The 17,859-nt window shown below is 32.6% G+C and carries 16 protein-coding genes and 1 tRNA gene; 5 read left to right on the plus strand and 12 right to left on the minus strand.

Going from position 1 to position 17,859, the window contains the following annotated elements:
* Nucleotides 1-360: a BlaI/MecI/CopY family transcriptional regulator gene (locus B2989_RS09880; protein WP_292947998.1), complete on the minus strand. Its 360-nt coding sequence runs from the start codon at nucleotides 358-360 to the stop codon at nucleotides 1-3.
* A 125-nt stretch (nucleotides 361-485) separates the two neighbouring features.
* Between B2989_RS09880 and B2989_RS09885 the strand changes: the two genes are divergently transcribed.
* A complete protein-coding gene (locus tag B2989_RS09885; protein WP_292947999.1) occupies nucleotides 486-983 on the plus strand; it encodes a DUF456 domain-containing protein in 498 nt (165 codons plus the stop codon).
* Nucleotides 984-1,230: 247 nt separating this feature from the next.
* Here the strand turns inward: B2989_RS09885 and B2989_RS09890 are convergent, their stop codons facing one another.
* From B2989_RS09890 to B2989_RS09935, 10 genes are all read right to left on the minus strand, one after another.
* Nucleotides 1,231-1,908 carry a response regulator gene (locus tag B2989_RS09890; protein ID WP_292948000.1) on the minus strand — a complete coding sequence of 226 codons (678 nt, stop codon included), beginning with the start codon at nucleotides 1,906-1,908 and terminating at the stop codon, nucleotides 1,231-1,233.
* A gap of 3 nt (nucleotides 1,909-1,911) precedes the next feature.
* Entirely contained in the window at nucleotides 1,912-3,921 is a 2,010-nt protein-coding gene (locus B2989_RS09895; RefSeq protein ID WP_292948001.1) for a tetratricopeptide repeat-containing sensor histidine kinase, read from the minus strand.
* A gap of 113 nt (nucleotides 3,922-4,034) precedes the next feature.
* Nucleotides 4,035-4,214: a hypothetical protein gene (locus B2989_RS09900; RefSeq protein ID WP_028283267.1), complete on the minus strand. Its 180-nt coding sequence runs from the start codon at nucleotides 4,212-4,214 to the stop codon at nucleotides 4,035-4,037.
* Nucleotides 4,215-4,637: 423 nt separating this feature from the next.
* A tRNA-Asp gene (locus tag B2989_RS09905) sits at nucleotides 4,638-4,711 on the minus strand.
* A 77-nt stretch (nucleotides 4,712-4,788) separates the two neighbouring features.
* Nucleotides 4,789-5,718, minus strand: coding sequence for a DUF58 domain-containing protein (locus B2989_RS09910; protein ID WP_292948002.1), 930 nt, complete (start codon nucleotides 5,716-5,718; stop codon nucleotides 4,789-4,791).
* Nucleotides 5,718-6,263, minus strand: a complete 546-nt coding sequence (locus B2989_RS09915; protein WP_292948003.1) for a ClpP family protease — start codon at nucleotides 6,261-6,263, stop codon at nucleotides 5,718-5,720. The genes B2989_RS09910 and B2989_RS09915 overlap by 1 nt, the downstream gene beginning before the upstream one ends.
* Nucleotides 6,264-6,415: 152 nt before the next feature.
* Nucleotides 6,416-6,772 (minus strand): thioredoxin, encoded by a 357-nt coding sequence (gene trxA, locus B2989_RS09920; protein ID WP_261375478.1) that lies wholly within the window; start codon nucleotides 6,770-6,772, stop codon nucleotides 6,416-6,418.
* 158 nt (nucleotides 6,773-6,930) lie between these two features.
* Nucleotides 6,931-11,322 carry a DNA polymerase III subunit alpha gene (dnaE, locus tag B2989_RS09925; RefSeq protein WP_292948004.1) on the minus strand — a complete coding sequence of 1,464 codons (4,392 nt, stop codon included), beginning with the start codon at nucleotides 11,320-11,322 and terminating at the stop codon, nucleotides 6,931-6,933.
* 150 nt (nucleotides 11,323-11,472) lie between these two features.
* Nucleotides 11,473-11,922 carry a ferritin-like domain-containing protein gene (locus B2989_RS09930; RefSeq protein WP_292948100.1) on the minus strand — a complete coding sequence of 150 codons (450 nt, stop codon included), beginning with the start codon at nucleotides 11,920-11,922 and terminating at the stop codon, nucleotides 11,473-11,475.
* Nucleotides 11,923-12,113: 191 nt separating this feature from the next.
* Complete coding sequence (locus B2989_RS09935) at nucleotides 12,114-12,806, minus strand: DUF6252 family protein (RefSeq protein ID WP_292948005.1); 693 nt, start codon at nucleotides 12,804-12,806, stop codon at nucleotides 12,114-12,116.
* A gap of 143 nt (nucleotides 12,807-12,949) precedes the next feature.
* Between B2989_RS09935 and B2989_RS09940 the strand changes: the two genes are divergently transcribed.
* The 4 genes from B2989_RS09940 (at nucleotide 12,950) to B2989_RS09955 (ending at nucleotide 17,043) form a co-directional block, all read left to right on the plus strand.
* Complete coding sequence (locus B2989_RS09940) at nucleotides 12,950-13,453, plus strand: 30S ribosomal protein S16 (RefSeq protein WP_145004023.1); 504 nt, start codon at nucleotides 12,950-12,952, stop codon at nucleotides 13,451-13,453.
* 68 nt (nucleotides 13,454-13,521) lie between these two features.
* Entirely contained in the window at nucleotides 13,522-14,052 is a 531-nt protein-coding gene (gene rimM / locus B2989_RS09945; protein WP_145004026.1) for a ribosome maturation factor RimM, read from the plus strand.
* A gap of 243 nt (nucleotides 14,053-14,295) precedes the next feature.
* Nucleotides 14,296-15,009 (plus strand): tRNA1(Val) (adenine(37)-N6)-methyltransferase, encoded by a 714-nt coding sequence (locus B2989_RS09950; protein WP_292948006.1) that lies wholly within the window; start codon nucleotides 14,296-14,298, stop codon nucleotides 15,007-15,009.
* Nucleotides 15,010-15,864: 855 nt separating this feature from the next.
* On the plus strand, nucleotides 15,865-17,043 hold the full coding sequence (locus B2989_RS09955) for an acyl-CoA dehydrogenase family protein (RefSeq protein ID WP_292948007.1): 1,179 nt from the start codon (nucleotides 15,865-15,867) through the stop codon (nucleotides 17,041-17,043).
* Nucleotides 17,044-17,307: 264 nt separating this feature from the next.
* Here the strand turns inward: B2989_RS09955 and B2989_RS09960 are convergent, their stop codons facing one another.
* The gene (locus B2989_RS09960) at nucleotides 17,308-17,859 is read right to left on the minus strand and encodes an outer membrane beta-barrel protein (protein WP_292948008.1); all 552 of its coding nucleotides are present in this window, start codon (nucleotides 17,857-17,859) and stop codon (nucleotides 17,308-17,310) included.

The following is a 17,859-nucleotide window of genomic DNA, read 5'->3' on the forward strand; positions in this document are numbered from 1 at the left end:
CTATTCTTTTTTATTAATCTCCTTTAATACGGTCTCTAACTCGTTTAAACTAATGTCATTTTTTTTAACAAAAAAAGAGACCATACTTTTAAACGAACCTTGAAAATAATTATCCACCAATTTAGTAATCGATTGATTACTGTAATCTTGTTTTTTTAAAACAGGAAAGTAAATATGTCCTTTTCCTTGTTTTTTATAATCTACAAACCCCTTAGATTCTAAAATCCTAACAATGGTGGACACTGTGTTATATGCTGGTTTAGGTTCTGGTAAAAACTCAATTATTTGTTTAACATTAGCATTTTCTAGCTGCCATAAAACTTGCATAATATCCTCTTCTGCTTTGGTAAGTGCTTTCATTTTTTTTAAACTAACTTTTTAGTTGAATGATTCAAATATAACTAAAAATATAGTTTAAACTAATTTTTTAGTTATAAAATTGTAACAATCTTTCTTTTAATCAGTCTTATTATTAAAATAAAGAAATGGATATCTTATTTAGCCTGTTAGGTTTAATGTTTATATTATTTGGATTAGCTGGCAGCTTATTACCTATTATTCCTGGTCCTCCATTAAGTTGGATTGGCTTATTGTTTTTATATATGACTACAGCTGTACCCAATGACACGACGTTTTTAATAATTACAGGTATTGTGGCTATAGCTATATTTACTTTAGATTATTTTATTCCTGCAATTGGTACCAAACGATTTGGTGGTAGTCGATCTGGAGTCATTGGAACAACTATTGGATTATTTATTGGCTTATTCTCGCCTATTCCAGGAGGCATAATTATTGGTCCATTTGTTGGTGCTTTTTTAGGCGAAAAATATAATAATGCTAATAATAATCAGGCACTAAAAGCTGCGTTTGGATCGTTTTTAGGATTTATAACAGGAACCTTATTAAAGTTTATAGTAGCAATTGTATACTTTGGATATTTTATTGCTACGTTTTGGGAATATAAACACCTAATGGTATAAAAAAGATAAAGCAACATCCTTAAATGTTGCTTTATAGTGTGTAAATGTAAATGCTATTAATCAAACAGAAGTTTGAAGGGAATGATTAACTTTATACTAAGTTATATAACAAATATATATAATCTTATATTTACCTATTGTGGTTAAAACCACAACGTTACTGTGGTTAAAACCGCAAGTTTTAGTAATACTAAGTTGTTTGAAAGATTTTTGACAGCTAAAAAAAACTAAAATTTAACATTTAAATTTAAATATAGCCTTTCTCCTTAGCTATGCTAATAAGCGTTTCGTCCTTACCATCGTCCACAATAAATAATTCTTTAAGATTTTTTTTACGCTTTTCAATTGCACTTAAAGTAATGCCTAATGGCTCTACTAAATCTTTTGTCCTAATACCTAATGACAAATAGTAAAGCATTTTGTGATTTATCTCATCCACTTCAATAGGATTAAAGATGCTTCGTTTAATAATAGTATTTATTGTTCCTGTATAAAATGGCGGTTTTGTTTGGATAACCTCAAAAGCACTAGCTAACTCGCTTGATGTTAAATCACTTTTAATTAAAAACCCTTCAGGATTTATTGTTTTAATTATATTGTGTATTCTGTAAACCTCATTAAACATGGTTAAAATAACCACTTTAGCTTCTGGTTGTGTCTGCTTAATATGTTTGGCCAAATCTTCTCCTGATTTATAAATACCATCTGAGGATTGAGGTATGCTAATATCAAAAAAATAGATATCGTAGGGCTTTCCAATATTTTTTGATTTTTTTATTGCTGCTAAAGCAGAGTCACAGTCCGTAGCAATATCAATTTCTAATATTTGATTTTCTTTTTTAGTAGCTAATAATGTGTGTTGATAACCTTCAATAATCATTGGGTGATCATCAACCATTAATATTTTTAATACTTTACTTTCCATAGGTTAATTATTAATTGTAGGGACAATAATTATAATTTTAGTTCCTGTATTTTCATGGCTTTTTATTTTAAGCTCGCCATTAATTTCTTGTATTCTATCCTCTATATTTTTTAATCCAATGCCTTTTTTAGCTTTATGTGTATCAAACCCTCTTCCGTTATCCGAAATGCAAAAAACTAATGCATTAGCTTCCATTTTAAATGATATATCCACCTTAGTTGCTTCGGCATGTTTATATGCATTTTGCATCGTTTCTTGTAAAATACGATACAGGTGAATTTTTACTTTATTATTTAATGCATCCCAATCAATACTATCGTCTCCATAAAAGGTATACTCTATTTTATAAGCATTCATTTGTGCATCAACCAAAGTCTTGACAATATCCAAAAAACCAGATTGTTTTATAAAGTCGGTATTTAGCTCGTGGGATACTTTACGGATGTCTTCTTCTATATTTTTAAGCTCGCTTATATAATGGCTTCTTTTGTCAATAGCCTCTTTATTTACGCTTAAATTTAGCCCATCCAAACTAAGTCTTACTCCAAAAAGTTTTCCTAATATGCCATCATGAATATCTTTAGATATTCTGTTTTTTTCTAAACTTCTTGCTTCATCAATTTTATCTTGCTGAGATAACATGAGCTTGTATATCTCCTCATTAGCCTCTTGCTGCTGTCTTTCTAACTGTAGTTCTTTATTTTTTTCACGTTGGGTTTTAATAATGTACAGAAAAAACAATGTAAATAATAGTCCTCCAGAAACAATAAGTAACCACAAGCGCTGACGTGAGATTTGTTGGTTTTCTTGTTTAATTTCTTCCGTTTCATAATCAATTCTCATAAATTTATTTCGACTTGATCGTTCTGCAAAAAGCAAACTATCATTTAGTCTAATATGTTCAAAGAGATATTTTTTAGAAGCTTCACCTTTTTCAATTTCAGATTTAATATAAAGCGCTTTTAAAATAGTCTTATTATGCTTTAACTCTTTACCCAAAGTATATGCTGTAGTAGAATATATCGCTGCAGAATCAAGTTGATTGATGGTTTTAAAATAGTCTGAAAAATTAAGACTAACAGACATCTTTATATTTTTATCTAAAATAGAGTCGCTAAGCCTAAACGCTTGTCTATAAAGGGTTTCAATTTCTTTATTAAAATCCTTACCACGCAAAAATTTAGAGTACGCCAAATCGTTTATTACATAAGCATAAGTCGAAGCATCCTCTGATAACAGTTTACTACTTTTTAAAATTTGATTGTACTTATCAATAGCAAGATTATAATCCCCTTTTTTTCGATAAGTCGAAGCTATATTTACGTTAGAATAGATTTTGTAGAAATAATTATCCTTTAGTTTATTACTACTATTAATCGCTTTGTTGTGATATTCTATTGAGTTATCATATTGCTGAAGCTCTCCTGATATTATACCAATAAGGTTATATAATGACCATTCTGTATCTACATTATAGTCGTTTTTTTGAAGTTTATCAACAACATTAATAGCCTTAATTACATTATTTTGGGCTCCAATATAATCTCTTTCAGACTCTTGGATATTAGCCATATTTAATAAAACTGCAGCATAATTTTTAAAATCCTCTAACTTATCATAAAGCTTAACTGCGTTAAAGTAATAATAATAAGCACTATCAACTTTTTGTGTCTTACCATAAGAGTAGCCTAGATTATAGTATGCATTTGCTATTGATACCGAATCTTTTATTTTTTTAGCAAGAGATAAATTATCAAGGTTTATTGATTTGATATTATCTATTTGCCCATCAATAATGTATAAAAAAGATAAGACCCTTTGACTATTTAATAAAGTAGAGTCACTATCCGTTTTAGCAGATAATGTAATTGCTTTTTTAGCATAGGTAATTCTATCTTCAGTAGTTATTTGATCATTTTTAGCTAAGTTTCTGTAATAGTATATTGAGTCGGAACTCTGACTAAAACCTAGACTAGCAAAAAGTAAAATTACTAATGGAAAATATTTTATCAATCTATTTACAAAATTAAGGTAAAACCAAATTTAGGATAAAATAGATAAATATAGGTATACATAGCACTGATAATTTTTCAATGCTTAAAACACTATGCCAATAAAACAATAGACTATCCTTGAGATGGCACTTTATCTTTTTTGATACCATTAGTTGCAAGCAACTTAATATCTACTTTTTTAACTTCAGTATTAGAATTTTCTTTGTTTGGTGTTGTATCGTTTAAAGCGCTTACTCCAGTTAATAATACGATAGAAAAGATTGCTACTAATGTAATTTTTAGGGATTTCATAATAATAATTATTTAAGGTTAATTTTGAGTTATATATTAATTTTAAAATTTAAATATACTAACAGTAAGCTAATACTATAGCTTACCAAAATTACACACTAATTATTTGTATGTCCAAGAAGATTAATTAATTAGCTTTAATAGAGTTAATATTTGAGGGAAACTTTTAAAGCCCGACGAAAATATCATAACATAGAGTAAAAGTAGTAAATAATTCGATGAAAAGCAAATAACATAGACGAAGTGACCTAAAACAAAAAAGCATCCCAATTTTCTAGAAGAAAAAAGGAAAGCTTTCCATCGGTTCAAGCTATTTGACTAGCTTTCTACCAGTTTGATAGACTACTACATCTATCAAAACAACACAACTAAATTTTATTGCCAAAAAAAGCTCCGATAAATCGGAGCTTTTAGCAATTTTCGCGGTCTGGACGGGATTCGAACCCGCGACCTTCGCCGTGACAGGGCGACATTCTAACCAGCTGAACTACCAGACCGTTGCGTTATTGCGAGTGCAAAGATACACTTCTTCATCAATGTCGCAAACTTTTTTTTACTTTTTTTTTATTTTTTTTTAAATAAATTTTTCTCGCTCGATCATATACGTAGTCAAAATTTTGTCAAACGCCTGATTTACATCAGCATTAACGTATTTAATCTTGTATTGCAGACATTTCATTTTTAAATCATTAAAATAATTTAAAACTTCGTTTTTATAATTATCCTTCACTTGGTCTGCATATAAATTGACGTAGTCTCCAGTTTCTATATCAATAAATTTTTTGGGCTTATTATTAAAATCAAAAGCAACTTCCTTATTTTTATCATGCACATGAAACAAAACCACCTCATGCTTATTATGTTTTAGATGTCTTAAAGCTTCAAATAACTTCTTTTGATTTGTTGAAGCCTGAAACATGTCTGTAAACACAAATATTAAAGAGCGTCTGTGTATCTTCTCTGCTATTTGATGCAAATACACATAGGTATCTGTTTGTCTAGTCCTAGGGTCTGCTTTAACTGCTTCTTCTAATTGATGGATTAGCATTTGATGATGACGCTCGCTACCTTTTTCTGGTGCGTAAAAATCGTATGCATCACTATATATGCTTAATCCAACAGCGTCTCGTTGCTTTTTTAAGATATGCATCAAAGCTGCTGAGGCTAACGCAGAAAAAGCAATCTTATTTAAATTTTCTAAAGCGTAGTTGTCCATTTTTGGATAATGCATAGAACTACTATTATCCAAAATAATATGACAACGTAAATTAGTTTCGTCATCATACCGTTTGGTATACAGTTTATCTGTTTTAGCAAATAGCTTCCAATCTATATGACGTGTACTTTCACCTTGATTATAAATTTTGTGCTCTGCAAACTCTGCAGAAAAACCATGAAACGGACTTTTATGCATACCAGATATAAAACCCTCGACCACTTGTTTTGCCAAATGTTCGAGGTTTTTAAATCCACCTGCTTTATTAAGTTCGTCTTGTAGTTTCATTACACAGCTATACCATCAACAATACCATAAGCAACAGACTCATCCGCTCCCATCCAATGGTCACGATTAAAATCCTTCATTACTTTATCATACGTTTGACCACAGTTGTCTGCTAAAATATGAGCACTTAGCTCTTTTGTTTTAACAATTTCTTGAGCTGTAATTTCAATATCACTTGCTTGACCACGTGCACCACCACTTGGTTGATGTATCATGACTCTTGCATGTGGTTGAATAAAACGTTTTCCTTTTGCTCCAACAGATAGTAATATTGAACCCATTGATGCTGCTAGTCCTGTACATACTGTAGAGACGTCACTTTTTAAACTTTTTATGCAATCGTACATTGCAAATCCTGAGGTTACATAACCACCTGGACTATTAATGTATAATGTAATATCTTTTGTATCTAAGCTATCTAAATACAGCAATCTATCTATAACATGCTTTGCCGATTTATCATCTACCATTCCCCAAAGAAACACTTTACGCTCTTCTAAAAGTTTAGCATCAATAGCATCTTGTACTTTTATTGTTTTACTCATTTTTTATAATTTTGATCGTTTAAATCTTAAAGTTTAATATCACTATACAAATAAAGCCTTTAATTTTTTTAGGCATTTATTATAGTTTCAACTAAAGTAAAAAAGGTTTGCCATTACAGCAAACCTTTTATCAATACTTTAATAACATTGACTTATAATAAAGCGTCTAATGCTTCAGCGTAAGCTGTTTTTGGTGCTACACCTACCTGACGTCCTACTACTTCACCATTTTGAAATACTAAAACCGTTGGGATGTTACGTACACCATATTTTGCTGCAAATTCTTGATTTGCATCTACGTCTACTTTTCCTACGATGGCTTTACCTTCATACTCAGTACTTAATTCATCGATGATTGGTCCAACCATACGACATGGTCCACACCAAGCTGCCCAAAAGTCAACTACTACAGGCTTATCGCTTTTTAATACTGTTTCTTCAAAGTTTGCATCTGTGATTTCTAATGCCATAATATTATGTTTTAATTGTGTTTTACTACGTGTTAATATGCAATATTAGTCAAAAATATTACCAAAGCTTACAACCAAACAATTTGTTTTAACTATTACTGCATTGGTTTGGCTTATGCTAGAATGAATTACAATTTAATCCATACTAGACTTTTACTAAATTAAGGTTTTAACCTTTACAATTTACAAAAGTTTTTTTATTGATTAATTAAATAATGAATCTGTTGCTCTTGTAACTCATTTAACAACTCATTAGTCACTTTAATTTTTTGTTTTCTACTTATCATGGTTAGCTTAATTTTATCTCTATTGTCATAGACTAAAAAGTTTAGTGCATGATTACCTGGATGCATGGAGATTAACTCTTTTAAATACTGAATTTTCTCTGCTTCCAACTCTTTTATATTTAGCTGAATTGATATTTTACGAACGTTTTTTTCCATAACATCGTGCAGCAACTGAAAACTATTAAATTGTAATCTAGGTTCACTTTTTTTACCAGTATCTCTATTAACCCATCCTTCTCTAACAAATGCTTTAACATGAACAAATGTATTTTGTAACAAAAAGGGACGATGTTTTAAATACTCTTCTCCAAATACCCTAAACTCAAAGGTGTCTGTATAATCTTCAATAGTAAATAATGCCCAACCTTTACCTTGTTTACTAACACGATGTTGTACATCTGTTACTACTCCTCCAAAGGTAATTTCTTTGTTAACATGCGGATTAAGATCATGAAAATCAGAAATTTTACCATTACAAAACGATTTCATTTCTGTTCTAAAATCATCCAAAGGATGCCCAGAAATATAGACACCTACCACCTCACGTTCTCTGGATAATTTTTCCATTGTTCCCCAAGTTTCGCACTCTGGAATAATAGGTTCTTCAATTTGCACATCACTCTCACCTCCAAACAAACTAACTTGTGCCGAATTTTCGTTTTCTTGATGCTTAGCTCCATATTTAATTGCTTTTTCCAAAAAGGTCAACTCGCTACCATCTTTAAAAAAGTATTGAGCACGATGTGTGTCTCCCAACTCATCAAATCCACCTGCAAGCGCTAAGTTTTCAAAAGCTTTTTTATTAGCTGCACGTAAATCTATACGTTTAGCTAAATCAAAGATTGACGTATATGGTCCATCTTCATTTCTATTATTAACAATAGTCATTACTGCACCATGTCCAACCCCTTTGATGGCTCCCATACCAAATCGCACAGCATTATCTTTATTTACAGAAAATTTATAATAAGACTCGTTAACATCAGGACCAAGTACTGGTAACTTCATACGCTTACACTCGTCCATAAAAAAGGTCACCTGCTTAATATCATTCATGTTATTAGACAGTACAGCAGCCATATATTCTGCTGGATAATGCGCTTTTAAATATGCTGTTTGGTATGCTATCCAAGCATAACACGTCGAGTGGGATTTGTTAAAGGCGTAACTTGCAAATGCTTCCCAATCCTTCCAAATTTTTTCTAACTTTTTAGGATCATGTCCCTTTGCACTAGCTTGCTCAACAAATTTTGGTTTCATTTTATCCAAAACCGCAATTTGTTTTTTACCCATTGCTTTACGCAAGACATCGGCTTCACCTTTTGTAAAGTCTGCCAACTTTTGTGATAAAAGCATCACTTGCTCTTGATATACTGTAATTCCGTAGGTTTCTTTTAAGTACTCCTCCATTGCTGGTAAGTCATACTCAATATCCTCATCACCATGTTTTCTGCGTACAAAACTTGGTATGTATTCCATTGGACCAGGTCTGTACAGTGCATTCATTGCAATTAAATCGTCAAAAACGGTAGGCTTAAGATCCTTTAAATGTTTTTGCATTCCTGGAGATTCATATTGAAAAACACCAACTGTCTCTCCACGCTGGAAGAGTTCATAGGTTTTAACATCGTCCAAAGGAAAAGTGTCAGGATCTAAAACTATACCATGTTTAGCCTTCACAATTTTTACAGTATCCTTAATTAAGGTTAACGTTTTTAAACCCAAGAAATCCATCTTAAGTAATCCTGCATCCTCTACTACAGAGTTATCAAATTGGGTTACATATAAGTCTGAATCTTTTGCTGTAGATACAGGTACAAACTTAGTAATGTCATCTGGTGTAATAATTACACCACAGGCATGAATACCTGTATTTCTTACAGAGCCTTCTAAACTTCTAGCAAGGTTTATTGTTTCGGCTTCTAAATTATCACCTTCCGAAATATTAAAAAGCTCGTTAATTTTTTCTAAATCTTCAGCTCTAAACTTTTGGCCTAGTTCCTTTTCACTTAAACCAAAAATCTTTTTTAATTTAGACATGGTCGGAATTAACTTCGCGATCCTATCTGCATCAAAAAGCGGTAAATCTAATACACGTGCTGTATCTCTGATACTACTTTTAGCAGCCATAGTACCATAGGTAATAATTTGTGCTACTTGATTACTTCCATATTTATCTATTACATAATCCATGACACGACTACGACCTTCATCATCAAAATCGATATCAATATCTGGCATACTTACACGATCCGGATTTAGAAAACGCTCAAAAAGTAAGTTATATAATAAAGGGTCAATATTTGTAATCCATAAACAGTAAGCTACAACAGATCCTGCAGCACTACCACGTCCTGGACCAACCGAAACATCCATTTTTCGGGCTTCGCGTATAAAATCTTCTACAATTAAGAAATATCCAGGATACCCAGTATTTTCAATTACTGAAAGTTCAAAATCTAATCGTTCAATAACCTCATCGGACAGCTCTTCTCCATAACGTTTTTTAGCTCCAACATAGGTTAAATGCCTTAAAAAAGCATTTTCTCCTCGTTTTCCTCCATCTACCTCATCATCGACATGTTTAAACTCGTCTGGAATATCAAACGCTGGCAATAATACGTCTCTAGCAAGCTCAAATCCTTCAATTTTATCTACAACTTCTTGGATATTGGTAATCGCTTCAGGAATATCTCTAAATAATGCCTTCATTTCTTCTGAAGACTTAAAATAATATTCTTGATTTGGTAAACCGTAACGATAACCACGACCTCTACCTATTGGTGTTGATTGTTTTTCGCCATCTTTAACACACAATAAAATATCGTGTGCATTAGCATCGCTTTGTTTTCCGTAATAGGTATTATTAGTTGCAACAAGCTTAATATTGTGTTGATTAGCAAACTTGATTAACGTTGGGTTTACACGATTTTCGTCCTCTTGATCATGACGCATAAGCTCTATATACAAATCGTCTTGAAATAAGTCTTTCCACCAAAGCAACGCTTCTTCAGCTTGACTTTCTCCAACATTTAAAACCTTACTTGGCACCTCACCATATAGGTTTCCTGTTAAGCAAATTAAGTCTTCGCGATACCGCTCTATTAATTTTTTATCAATACGTGGTAAATAGTAAAAACCATCAACAAACGCATGCGATGATAGCTTAGCTAAATTGTGGTATCCGTTTTTATTTTTAGCAATTAGGACAATTTGATACCCATTATCCTTTCTACTTTTATCAGTATGATCTTCGCAAACAAAAAACTCGCATCCTAAAATCCCTTTTATTTCTTTGGCTTTAGGTGTTTCTCCTCTCGCTTCTGCTTCTGCATTTTTAGCTTTTATAGCTCTATTATGACCGTTAATAGCCTTTACAAAATGGAAGGCTCCCATCATGTTAGCATGGTCTGTAAGTGCTACTGCAGGCATATCTTGCTCTGCTGCCAAATCAACCAAATCAGTAATACTAATAGTAGATTGTAAAACTGAAAATTGCGAGTGATTATGTAAATGAACAAAATCTACAGATTGCAGATCTTTGATGTTTTCTTTAATTTCGGCAGAAGAAATCTCGTTTGTATTCCGCTTTTGTAATTGCGCTTGGATTTTAGCACTTTCCTTTTTAAGGTTAATGTGCTTTAATCCAATAAGCTGAATGGTTTGCGGATTAGCCTTATTAAAAAGCTCAAAATACTCTGGCTGAACGTCTAATTGCTCTTTTGTATATTTTTTTAATCTTATTAACTCTAAAAAACAACGTGTTGTCGCTTCCACATCTGCTGTTGCGTTGTGCGCTTCTGCAAAAGGTTGATCAAATAAAAACTGATGCAACTCTGTTAAAGTTGGCAACTTAAATTTACCATAACGTCCACCTGGAATTTCGCATAACTCTGCAGTCTGCTCTGTACAAGTATCTAAAACCGGAAGTTCTTGCAAAGGGTTTTCTACGCTTTCGCGAACAAATTCCGCTCCCATAATATTTAAATCAAACTTTACATTTTGACCGACTACATACTTGGTTTTACTAAGCGCAACATTAAATTTTTCTAAAACTTCAGATAACGGAATCCCTTGTTGTTGAGCTAATTCTGTAGATATACCATGGATTTTTTCAGCATCATAAGGTATATTAAAACCTTCTGGTTGTACTAAATAATCCTGATGCTCGATACAGTTACCCATCTCATCATGTAATTGCCAAGCAATTTGAATACATCTAGGCCAATTATCTGTATCTGTAATTGGTGCATCCCAACGCTTAGGTAATCCTGTGGTTTCGGTATCAAATATTAAGTACATGCTGTGATTTCTTTGAAGTTTGTGCTGAAAAATACGAGCCTATAAAAGTACATAGAATTTATAATTCTTTAAAGCGAATTAGCAAACAGTTGTAAACAAAAAAAAAGCCAACATGTAAATGCTGGCTTTTTTTAAAATATAATTATGCATTTATGAGACTAGCTCTTCATGCACTTTTTCGGTATTAATTGCTGCTTGGATAGCGTTTCTATGCTTAGCAATTAAGCTATCTATCGTTGGTGGCAAATTATTTTCTTTTAACAATTTATCATATTCCTCAAGACTAGCTTCCTCACCTTTAATTGCTTCTTCTAAGATTGCTTCTTCATTATTTGAAGTAAAGGTTGATTTTAGGCTCATCCAATTTCTGTGCATGGTTCCTTTAAAACTTCCAGAATCTTCAGGGATTTGTCCATATTGTAAAATTTCGGTTCTTAGTTCTTTTGCAAAGACGCTACGCTCTGAGGCACGTCTTTTAAAAAACATTTTTAATTCATTATTATCTACGTTATCAATTGCATTTAAATACCCTTTTTCGGCATCATAATTTTTAATTAATAATTCGTTTAACTTGTTTGAAATTTTTTCGCTGTAGTTCATAATATCTTTGATCATTTAAATTTCAATATATTTTTTAAAGATGCATATTGTTTGACATCTACAATTACAATATAGCACAAATGACAGCTGTTGTCAAGCGATTTAACAGGGTTTGTGATAGCCTTAAGAGTATTTAACAAAAAAAAAGCCAACGCTAATGCGTTGGCTTAAATATTATAATTTAAAGGTGATTAATTAGTACAATCTCCTAAATCATCTATTAAATCTTGTATCGATCCATCTGTATCACCACATTGTTGCTTTTTATTCTCTAATGCAGTTTTATAAAAGTTACATACTTGCGGATAATCTGCAGACATAACATCTACTGCTTCGTAATTAGTTTGAGTGGTCAACGCTACTGCTGTTGCATTTTGGCAAGCCACTAAAGGATCTATCGTTACCACTGTTCCGATGCTTAAAATTGGCACATTATAAAAATACCCTTTATTAAAATTTTCTGTTTGTGTACCAGAACTATCAAATACGTTAAAAGTAAACGTTCCAGAAACGGTTCTTTCAATAATATTAAAATCAGAAATATTTATTTTACCATCTGCAGGATACACTTGTAAATCTGGGTCAGGCACGTTATTAGTTGAATAAAAATCACCAAACTCATTTTCATAAGTTGCAGATGATGTTGTATTACCTAAAAGGTACAAAGTCTCGGCAGTATCATTTGTTTTAAGTATTATAGTCTCTAAACCTCTAATACCAGTAATTGTTAAATTTCCTGAGCCATCAACATTAGCTCTGTAGGTTGTTGCTTCCCATAACTCGCCATCATTATATCCTATAAATGCAGGATTATTAAAGACTAGATCCTCACTACAAGATGTCAAGGTTAATAATACAACTAATAAAATTGTTATTTTTTTCATTATCGTTACTTTTATACAAGACCAAAAATAGAATAATTTATTTTATTTGACAGAATTACTTTAAAAAGTTGAGAATTAAAAAAATATAGTATCTTTGCAGCTTATTAATAATAGAGGTCGCGTACCTTACAAATTAATTATTTATGCCAGTAAAAATTAGATTACAAAGACACGGTAAAAAAGGAAAACCTTATTACTGGATCGTAGCAGCAGATGCTAGAGCAAAAAGAGATGGTAAATACCTAGAAAAATTAGGTGCTTACAATCCAAACACAAACCCAGCAACTATCGAAATAAACGTTGATGGAGCTGTACAATGGTTACAGAATGGTGCACAACCAACTGACACAGCAAAAGCAATTTTGTCTTACAAAGGTGTTATGCTTAAAAACCATTTAGCAGGTGGTGTTAGAAAAGGTGCTTTAACAGAAGAGCAAGCTGAAGCAAAGTTTACAGCTTGGTTAGATGAAAAAGCAAGTAAAGTAGAAGCTAAAAAAGACGGTTTATCAAAAGCGCAAGCTGATGCTAAAACTAAAGCTTTTGAAGCAGAAAAAGCAGCTAATGAAGCTAGAATTGCAGCTAACGCTCCAGTTGTAGAAGAAGCTCCTGCTGAAGATGCAAAAGCATCTAACGAAGAAGAAGAATAAAAATTAATTTTTATACTTTTAAACTCCGATAATTTTTATCGGAGTTTTTTATGCAAAAAACTTTTGTTATGGATATTAAAGACTGTTTCTTTTTAGGTAAAATTGTTAAAAAATATAGTTTTAAAGGCGAGCTCCTTATAAAACTAGATACTGATGAGCCTGGACTTTATGAAAACTTAGATTCTATGTTAATAGATTTACGTGGTTCATTGGTTCCGTTTTTTGTTGAAAGCTCTCAATTACATAAATCAGAATTACTTCGTGTAAAATTTGAAGATGTCGATACCGAAGCTGATGCTGATAGTTTAATTAAAAGCAACATATACTTACCACTAAGCGTTTTACCAGAATTAGAAGATGATAAATTTTATTTTCATGAAATAATAGGTTTTAAAGTTGAAGACAAAAACTTTGGAACTGTTGGTATTATTAAAGCGGTTAATGACAGTACTGCACAATCCCTATTTGAAATTGACAGAGATGGTATTGAGATTTTAATCCCAATGAATGATGAGTTTATTTCTAAAGTGGATAAACCAAACAAAACTATTTTTGTAGATACTCCAGAAGGCTTAATTGATTTATATTTAGAAGATTAATTTTTTGTGTGCTGAATTTATTTTTAGCCTAAATGTAATAAATGATGAGATCCTGAAACTAGTACAGGATGACGTAACCTAGCAGTAAGTCTTTTATAAATAATCTAACAAAATCATAGCTGTTATTTATCCTAAGTATTTAATAGATTTACAGCTTACAAGATAACCTAGGTCATGCTGAATTTATTTCAGTATCACATCCAAAACTAAAGAGATCCTACATCACATTTAGGATAACGTCATATGAGCAAGCCTTTTAAATTCAAACAATTTACTGTACAACAAGACCAATGTGCCATGAAAATTGGTACTGATAGCGTTTTACTTGGTGCTTGGTCACCTTTAAACACCAACCCATTTGCTATTTTGGATATTGGTGCAGGAACAGGAATTTTAGCTTTAATGCTTGCACAACGTAGTCAAGCGGAAGTTATTGATGCTTTAGAAATTGACGAACAGGCGTATGAGCAATGTGTTGATAATTTTGAAACTTCGGTTTGGGCTGATCGCTTATTTTGTTATCATGCCGATTTAGCTGAGTTTACAGAAGAAATTGAGGACAAATACGACTTGATTATATCCAATCCTCCATTTTATGCTGAGGATTACAAATCTGACAACACACAACGTGACTTAGCTCGTTTTACAGATGCCTTACCTTTTGATCATTTAGTTGCTTGTACTGCTCAACTATTGTCTGAAACTGGTATTTTTACGGTTGTTATTCCCTTTAAAGAAGAGGCTCACTTTATAGACCTAGCGTCTAAAGTTAATTTGTTTCCTAATAATATCTTACATGTTAAAGGAACGCCTACTTCGGATGTTAAAAGAAGTTTGCTAGCGTTTTCTTTCCGCGAAAGCGAAATTAAAACTGAGACTTTGGTTATTGAAACCTCAAGGCATCAATATACTGATGATTATATTGCGTTAACTAAAGATTTTTATCTTAAAATGTAATTGGGTTTGGGGTTTATAAGAGACCCTTCGACTGCGCTCAGGGTGACATTGGTATTGCTATTGGATTTTGCTATTGTTTATTACTTTCTTTTAGATTAAGATGCGATCCTGAAACTAGTTCAGGATGACTTGGTAAGAGGTTTTTTTGCTATTGGGTTTGGTTGGTCTAATAGAGACCCTTCGACTGCGCTCAGGGTGACATTGGTTTTGCTATTTATGACATTGGTTTTGGTGGTTTTATTTTATTAGTGTGAAGTTTTTATTGCTACTTGTGTTACTTAGGATGTGATCTTGAAACTCGTTAAGGATGACTTGGTTTGTGTGGCTTTGTTTTGCTATTGGGTTTTGTGGTTTGTAAGAGACCCTTCGACTGCGCTCAGGGTGACATTTGTTTTGCTACTTGTGACATTGCTATTAAACTTTGGAATGTTGTGGAAAATATTCTAAAAAAAGTAATTATTTACTCGATTTTTTCTTGATTATTTAGGTTTTGATTTTTTGGATGAGATCCTGAAACTAGTTCAGGATGACTTGGTGTGAGTTTTTTTTGCTATTGGGTTTGGTTGGTCTAATAGAGACCCTTCGACTGCGCTCAGGGTGACATTGGTATTGCTACTTGTGACATTGGGTTTGGTGGTTTTTAGGAACTCTTCGACTTGGCTCAGGGTGACATTGGGTTTGCTAGTAAGGTTTTGTGCTAAAATGCTAAATATGTTATTATATACTCGTAAATAAAAGAATTCTTAAAAATTTGCCTTAATTTTTGATATAATATTGTGTTCTGAAAACGATTTCGTTATTTTTGTGATTGAAACAATAAGCTACACGAATAGTTTATTTTTAATACAGACTTAAATGAAACCAGATTTATTTGAAGCGCCAGATTACTATAATCTTGACGAACTTTTAACTGAAGAACATAAATTAGTACGTGATGCTGCTCGTGAATGGGTCAAGCGTGACGTCTCTCCTATTATTGAAGAGTATGCTCAAAAAGCAGAATTCCCGAAGCAAATTGTTAAAGGATTAGCAGATATTGGTGCTTTTGGACCTTATATTCCTGTGGAATATGGTGGTGCAGGTTTAGACCAAATTGCTTATGGTTTAATTATGCAAGAGATAGAACGTGGTGATTCTGGTGTACGTAGTACTGCCTCAGTACAATCGTCGTTAGTAATGTATCCTATTTGGAAATATGGTAACGAGGCACAACGCCAAAAATACTTACCAAAATTAGCTAGTGGAGAATGGATTGGAAGTTTTGGTTTAACTGAGCCTGACCATGGAAGTAATCCTGGAGGCATGGTCACCAACTTTAAAGACATGGGAGACCATTACCTTTTAAATGGTGCAAAAATGTGGATTTCAAATTCGCCTTTTTGTAACGTTGCTGTTGTTTGGGCAAAAAATGAAGCAGGTCGTATTCACGGTTTAATTGTAGAACGTGGTATGGAAGGTTTTACAACACCTGAAACACATAACAAATGGTCCCTTCGTGCGTCTGCAACAGGCGAGCTTATTTTTGACAACGTTAAAGTGCCAAAAGAAAACTTATTACCAAACAAATCTGGATTAGGTGCACCATTAGGCTGCTTAGATTCGGCACGTTTTGGTATTGCTTGGGGAGCGATTGGAGCAGCAATGGATTGCTATGATACTGCTTTAAGATATAGCAAAGAACGTATGCAATTTGGTAAACCTATTGGACAATTCCAATTACAACAAAAGAAGCTTGCTGAAATGATTACCGAAATTACCAAAGCCCAATTATTAGCTTGGCGACTTGGTGTTATGCGCGAAAATGGTACTGCTACCTCTGCACAAATATCTATGGCGAAACGTAATAATGTAGATATGGCTTTAAAAATTGCTAGAGACGCTAGACAAATGTTAGGTGGTATGGGAATTAGTGGTGAGTACAGCATTATGAGACATATGATGAACCTTGAAAGTGTTGTTACTTACGAAGGTACACATGATATCCATTTATTAATTACTGGTTTAGACGTTACTGGATTGAATGCTTTTAAATAGTGGTTAGCAGTAAGTAATTAGTGGATAGTTGGAAGATGATAGATGATAGATGATAGAAAAGATTAACCTTTCATACTTTCAATTTTATATATAAAAAAAGCACGTTATAATGACGTGCTTTTTTTGTTTTTGTACTATATCAATTTTACAATTGCTGTTTCTGTTTGTGCTGCTGTTGCTTTTGGTTTTGATATAGGTTGTGATTGTGCTAGTACTTTTGCTTTCTTTTGTTATTAATAAACTATGTCAGCTTGCTTATGCTATCTAAAACCCATCTGTAAATCGCCAGATAACACCAATATTACATTGGTAATAACTACCCACTTCTGGACTGTTATTTTTAACTGCAACGTTAGCACGTCCAGAGATATTAACAGCCATTTTAGGAAACAGCCAATAACTAATACCTAAACCTGGACCAACTATAAACGCGTCTGTATTAGCGTACGTGTATTTTCCTGCTGCTAAAAACACGTATAACTCCTTGTAATCTCTTGCTGTATTTGGAATAATATAATAATTAACATCTGCTTGTACTGCAAACAAACTCGCATTGGATTTGGGTGTTTTTAGCGTATTTGTGGACACATTAACACCAATACTCCAATTAGGATCCAACTGATAGTCTACGCCTAAATTAAAAGGCGTTGCAAAGTCTAACTTGTCTATTGCCCAAGGTAACCTGCTGTATGGATAGTTATTAATAATGTTGACACCTAAAGCTAGCTTTACATGTGGTTTATCTTGTGCTACAGCTTTGTACATGACTAATGTACTAGCTACAGCAATGTGTAGTAATAGCGATTTTATATTCAT

The organism is Olleya sp. UBA1516 (assembly GCF_002323495.1).
In the GTDB taxonomy this organism is placed as follows: Bacteria; Bacteroidota; Bacteroidia; order Flavobacteriales; family Flavobacteriaceae; genus Olleya.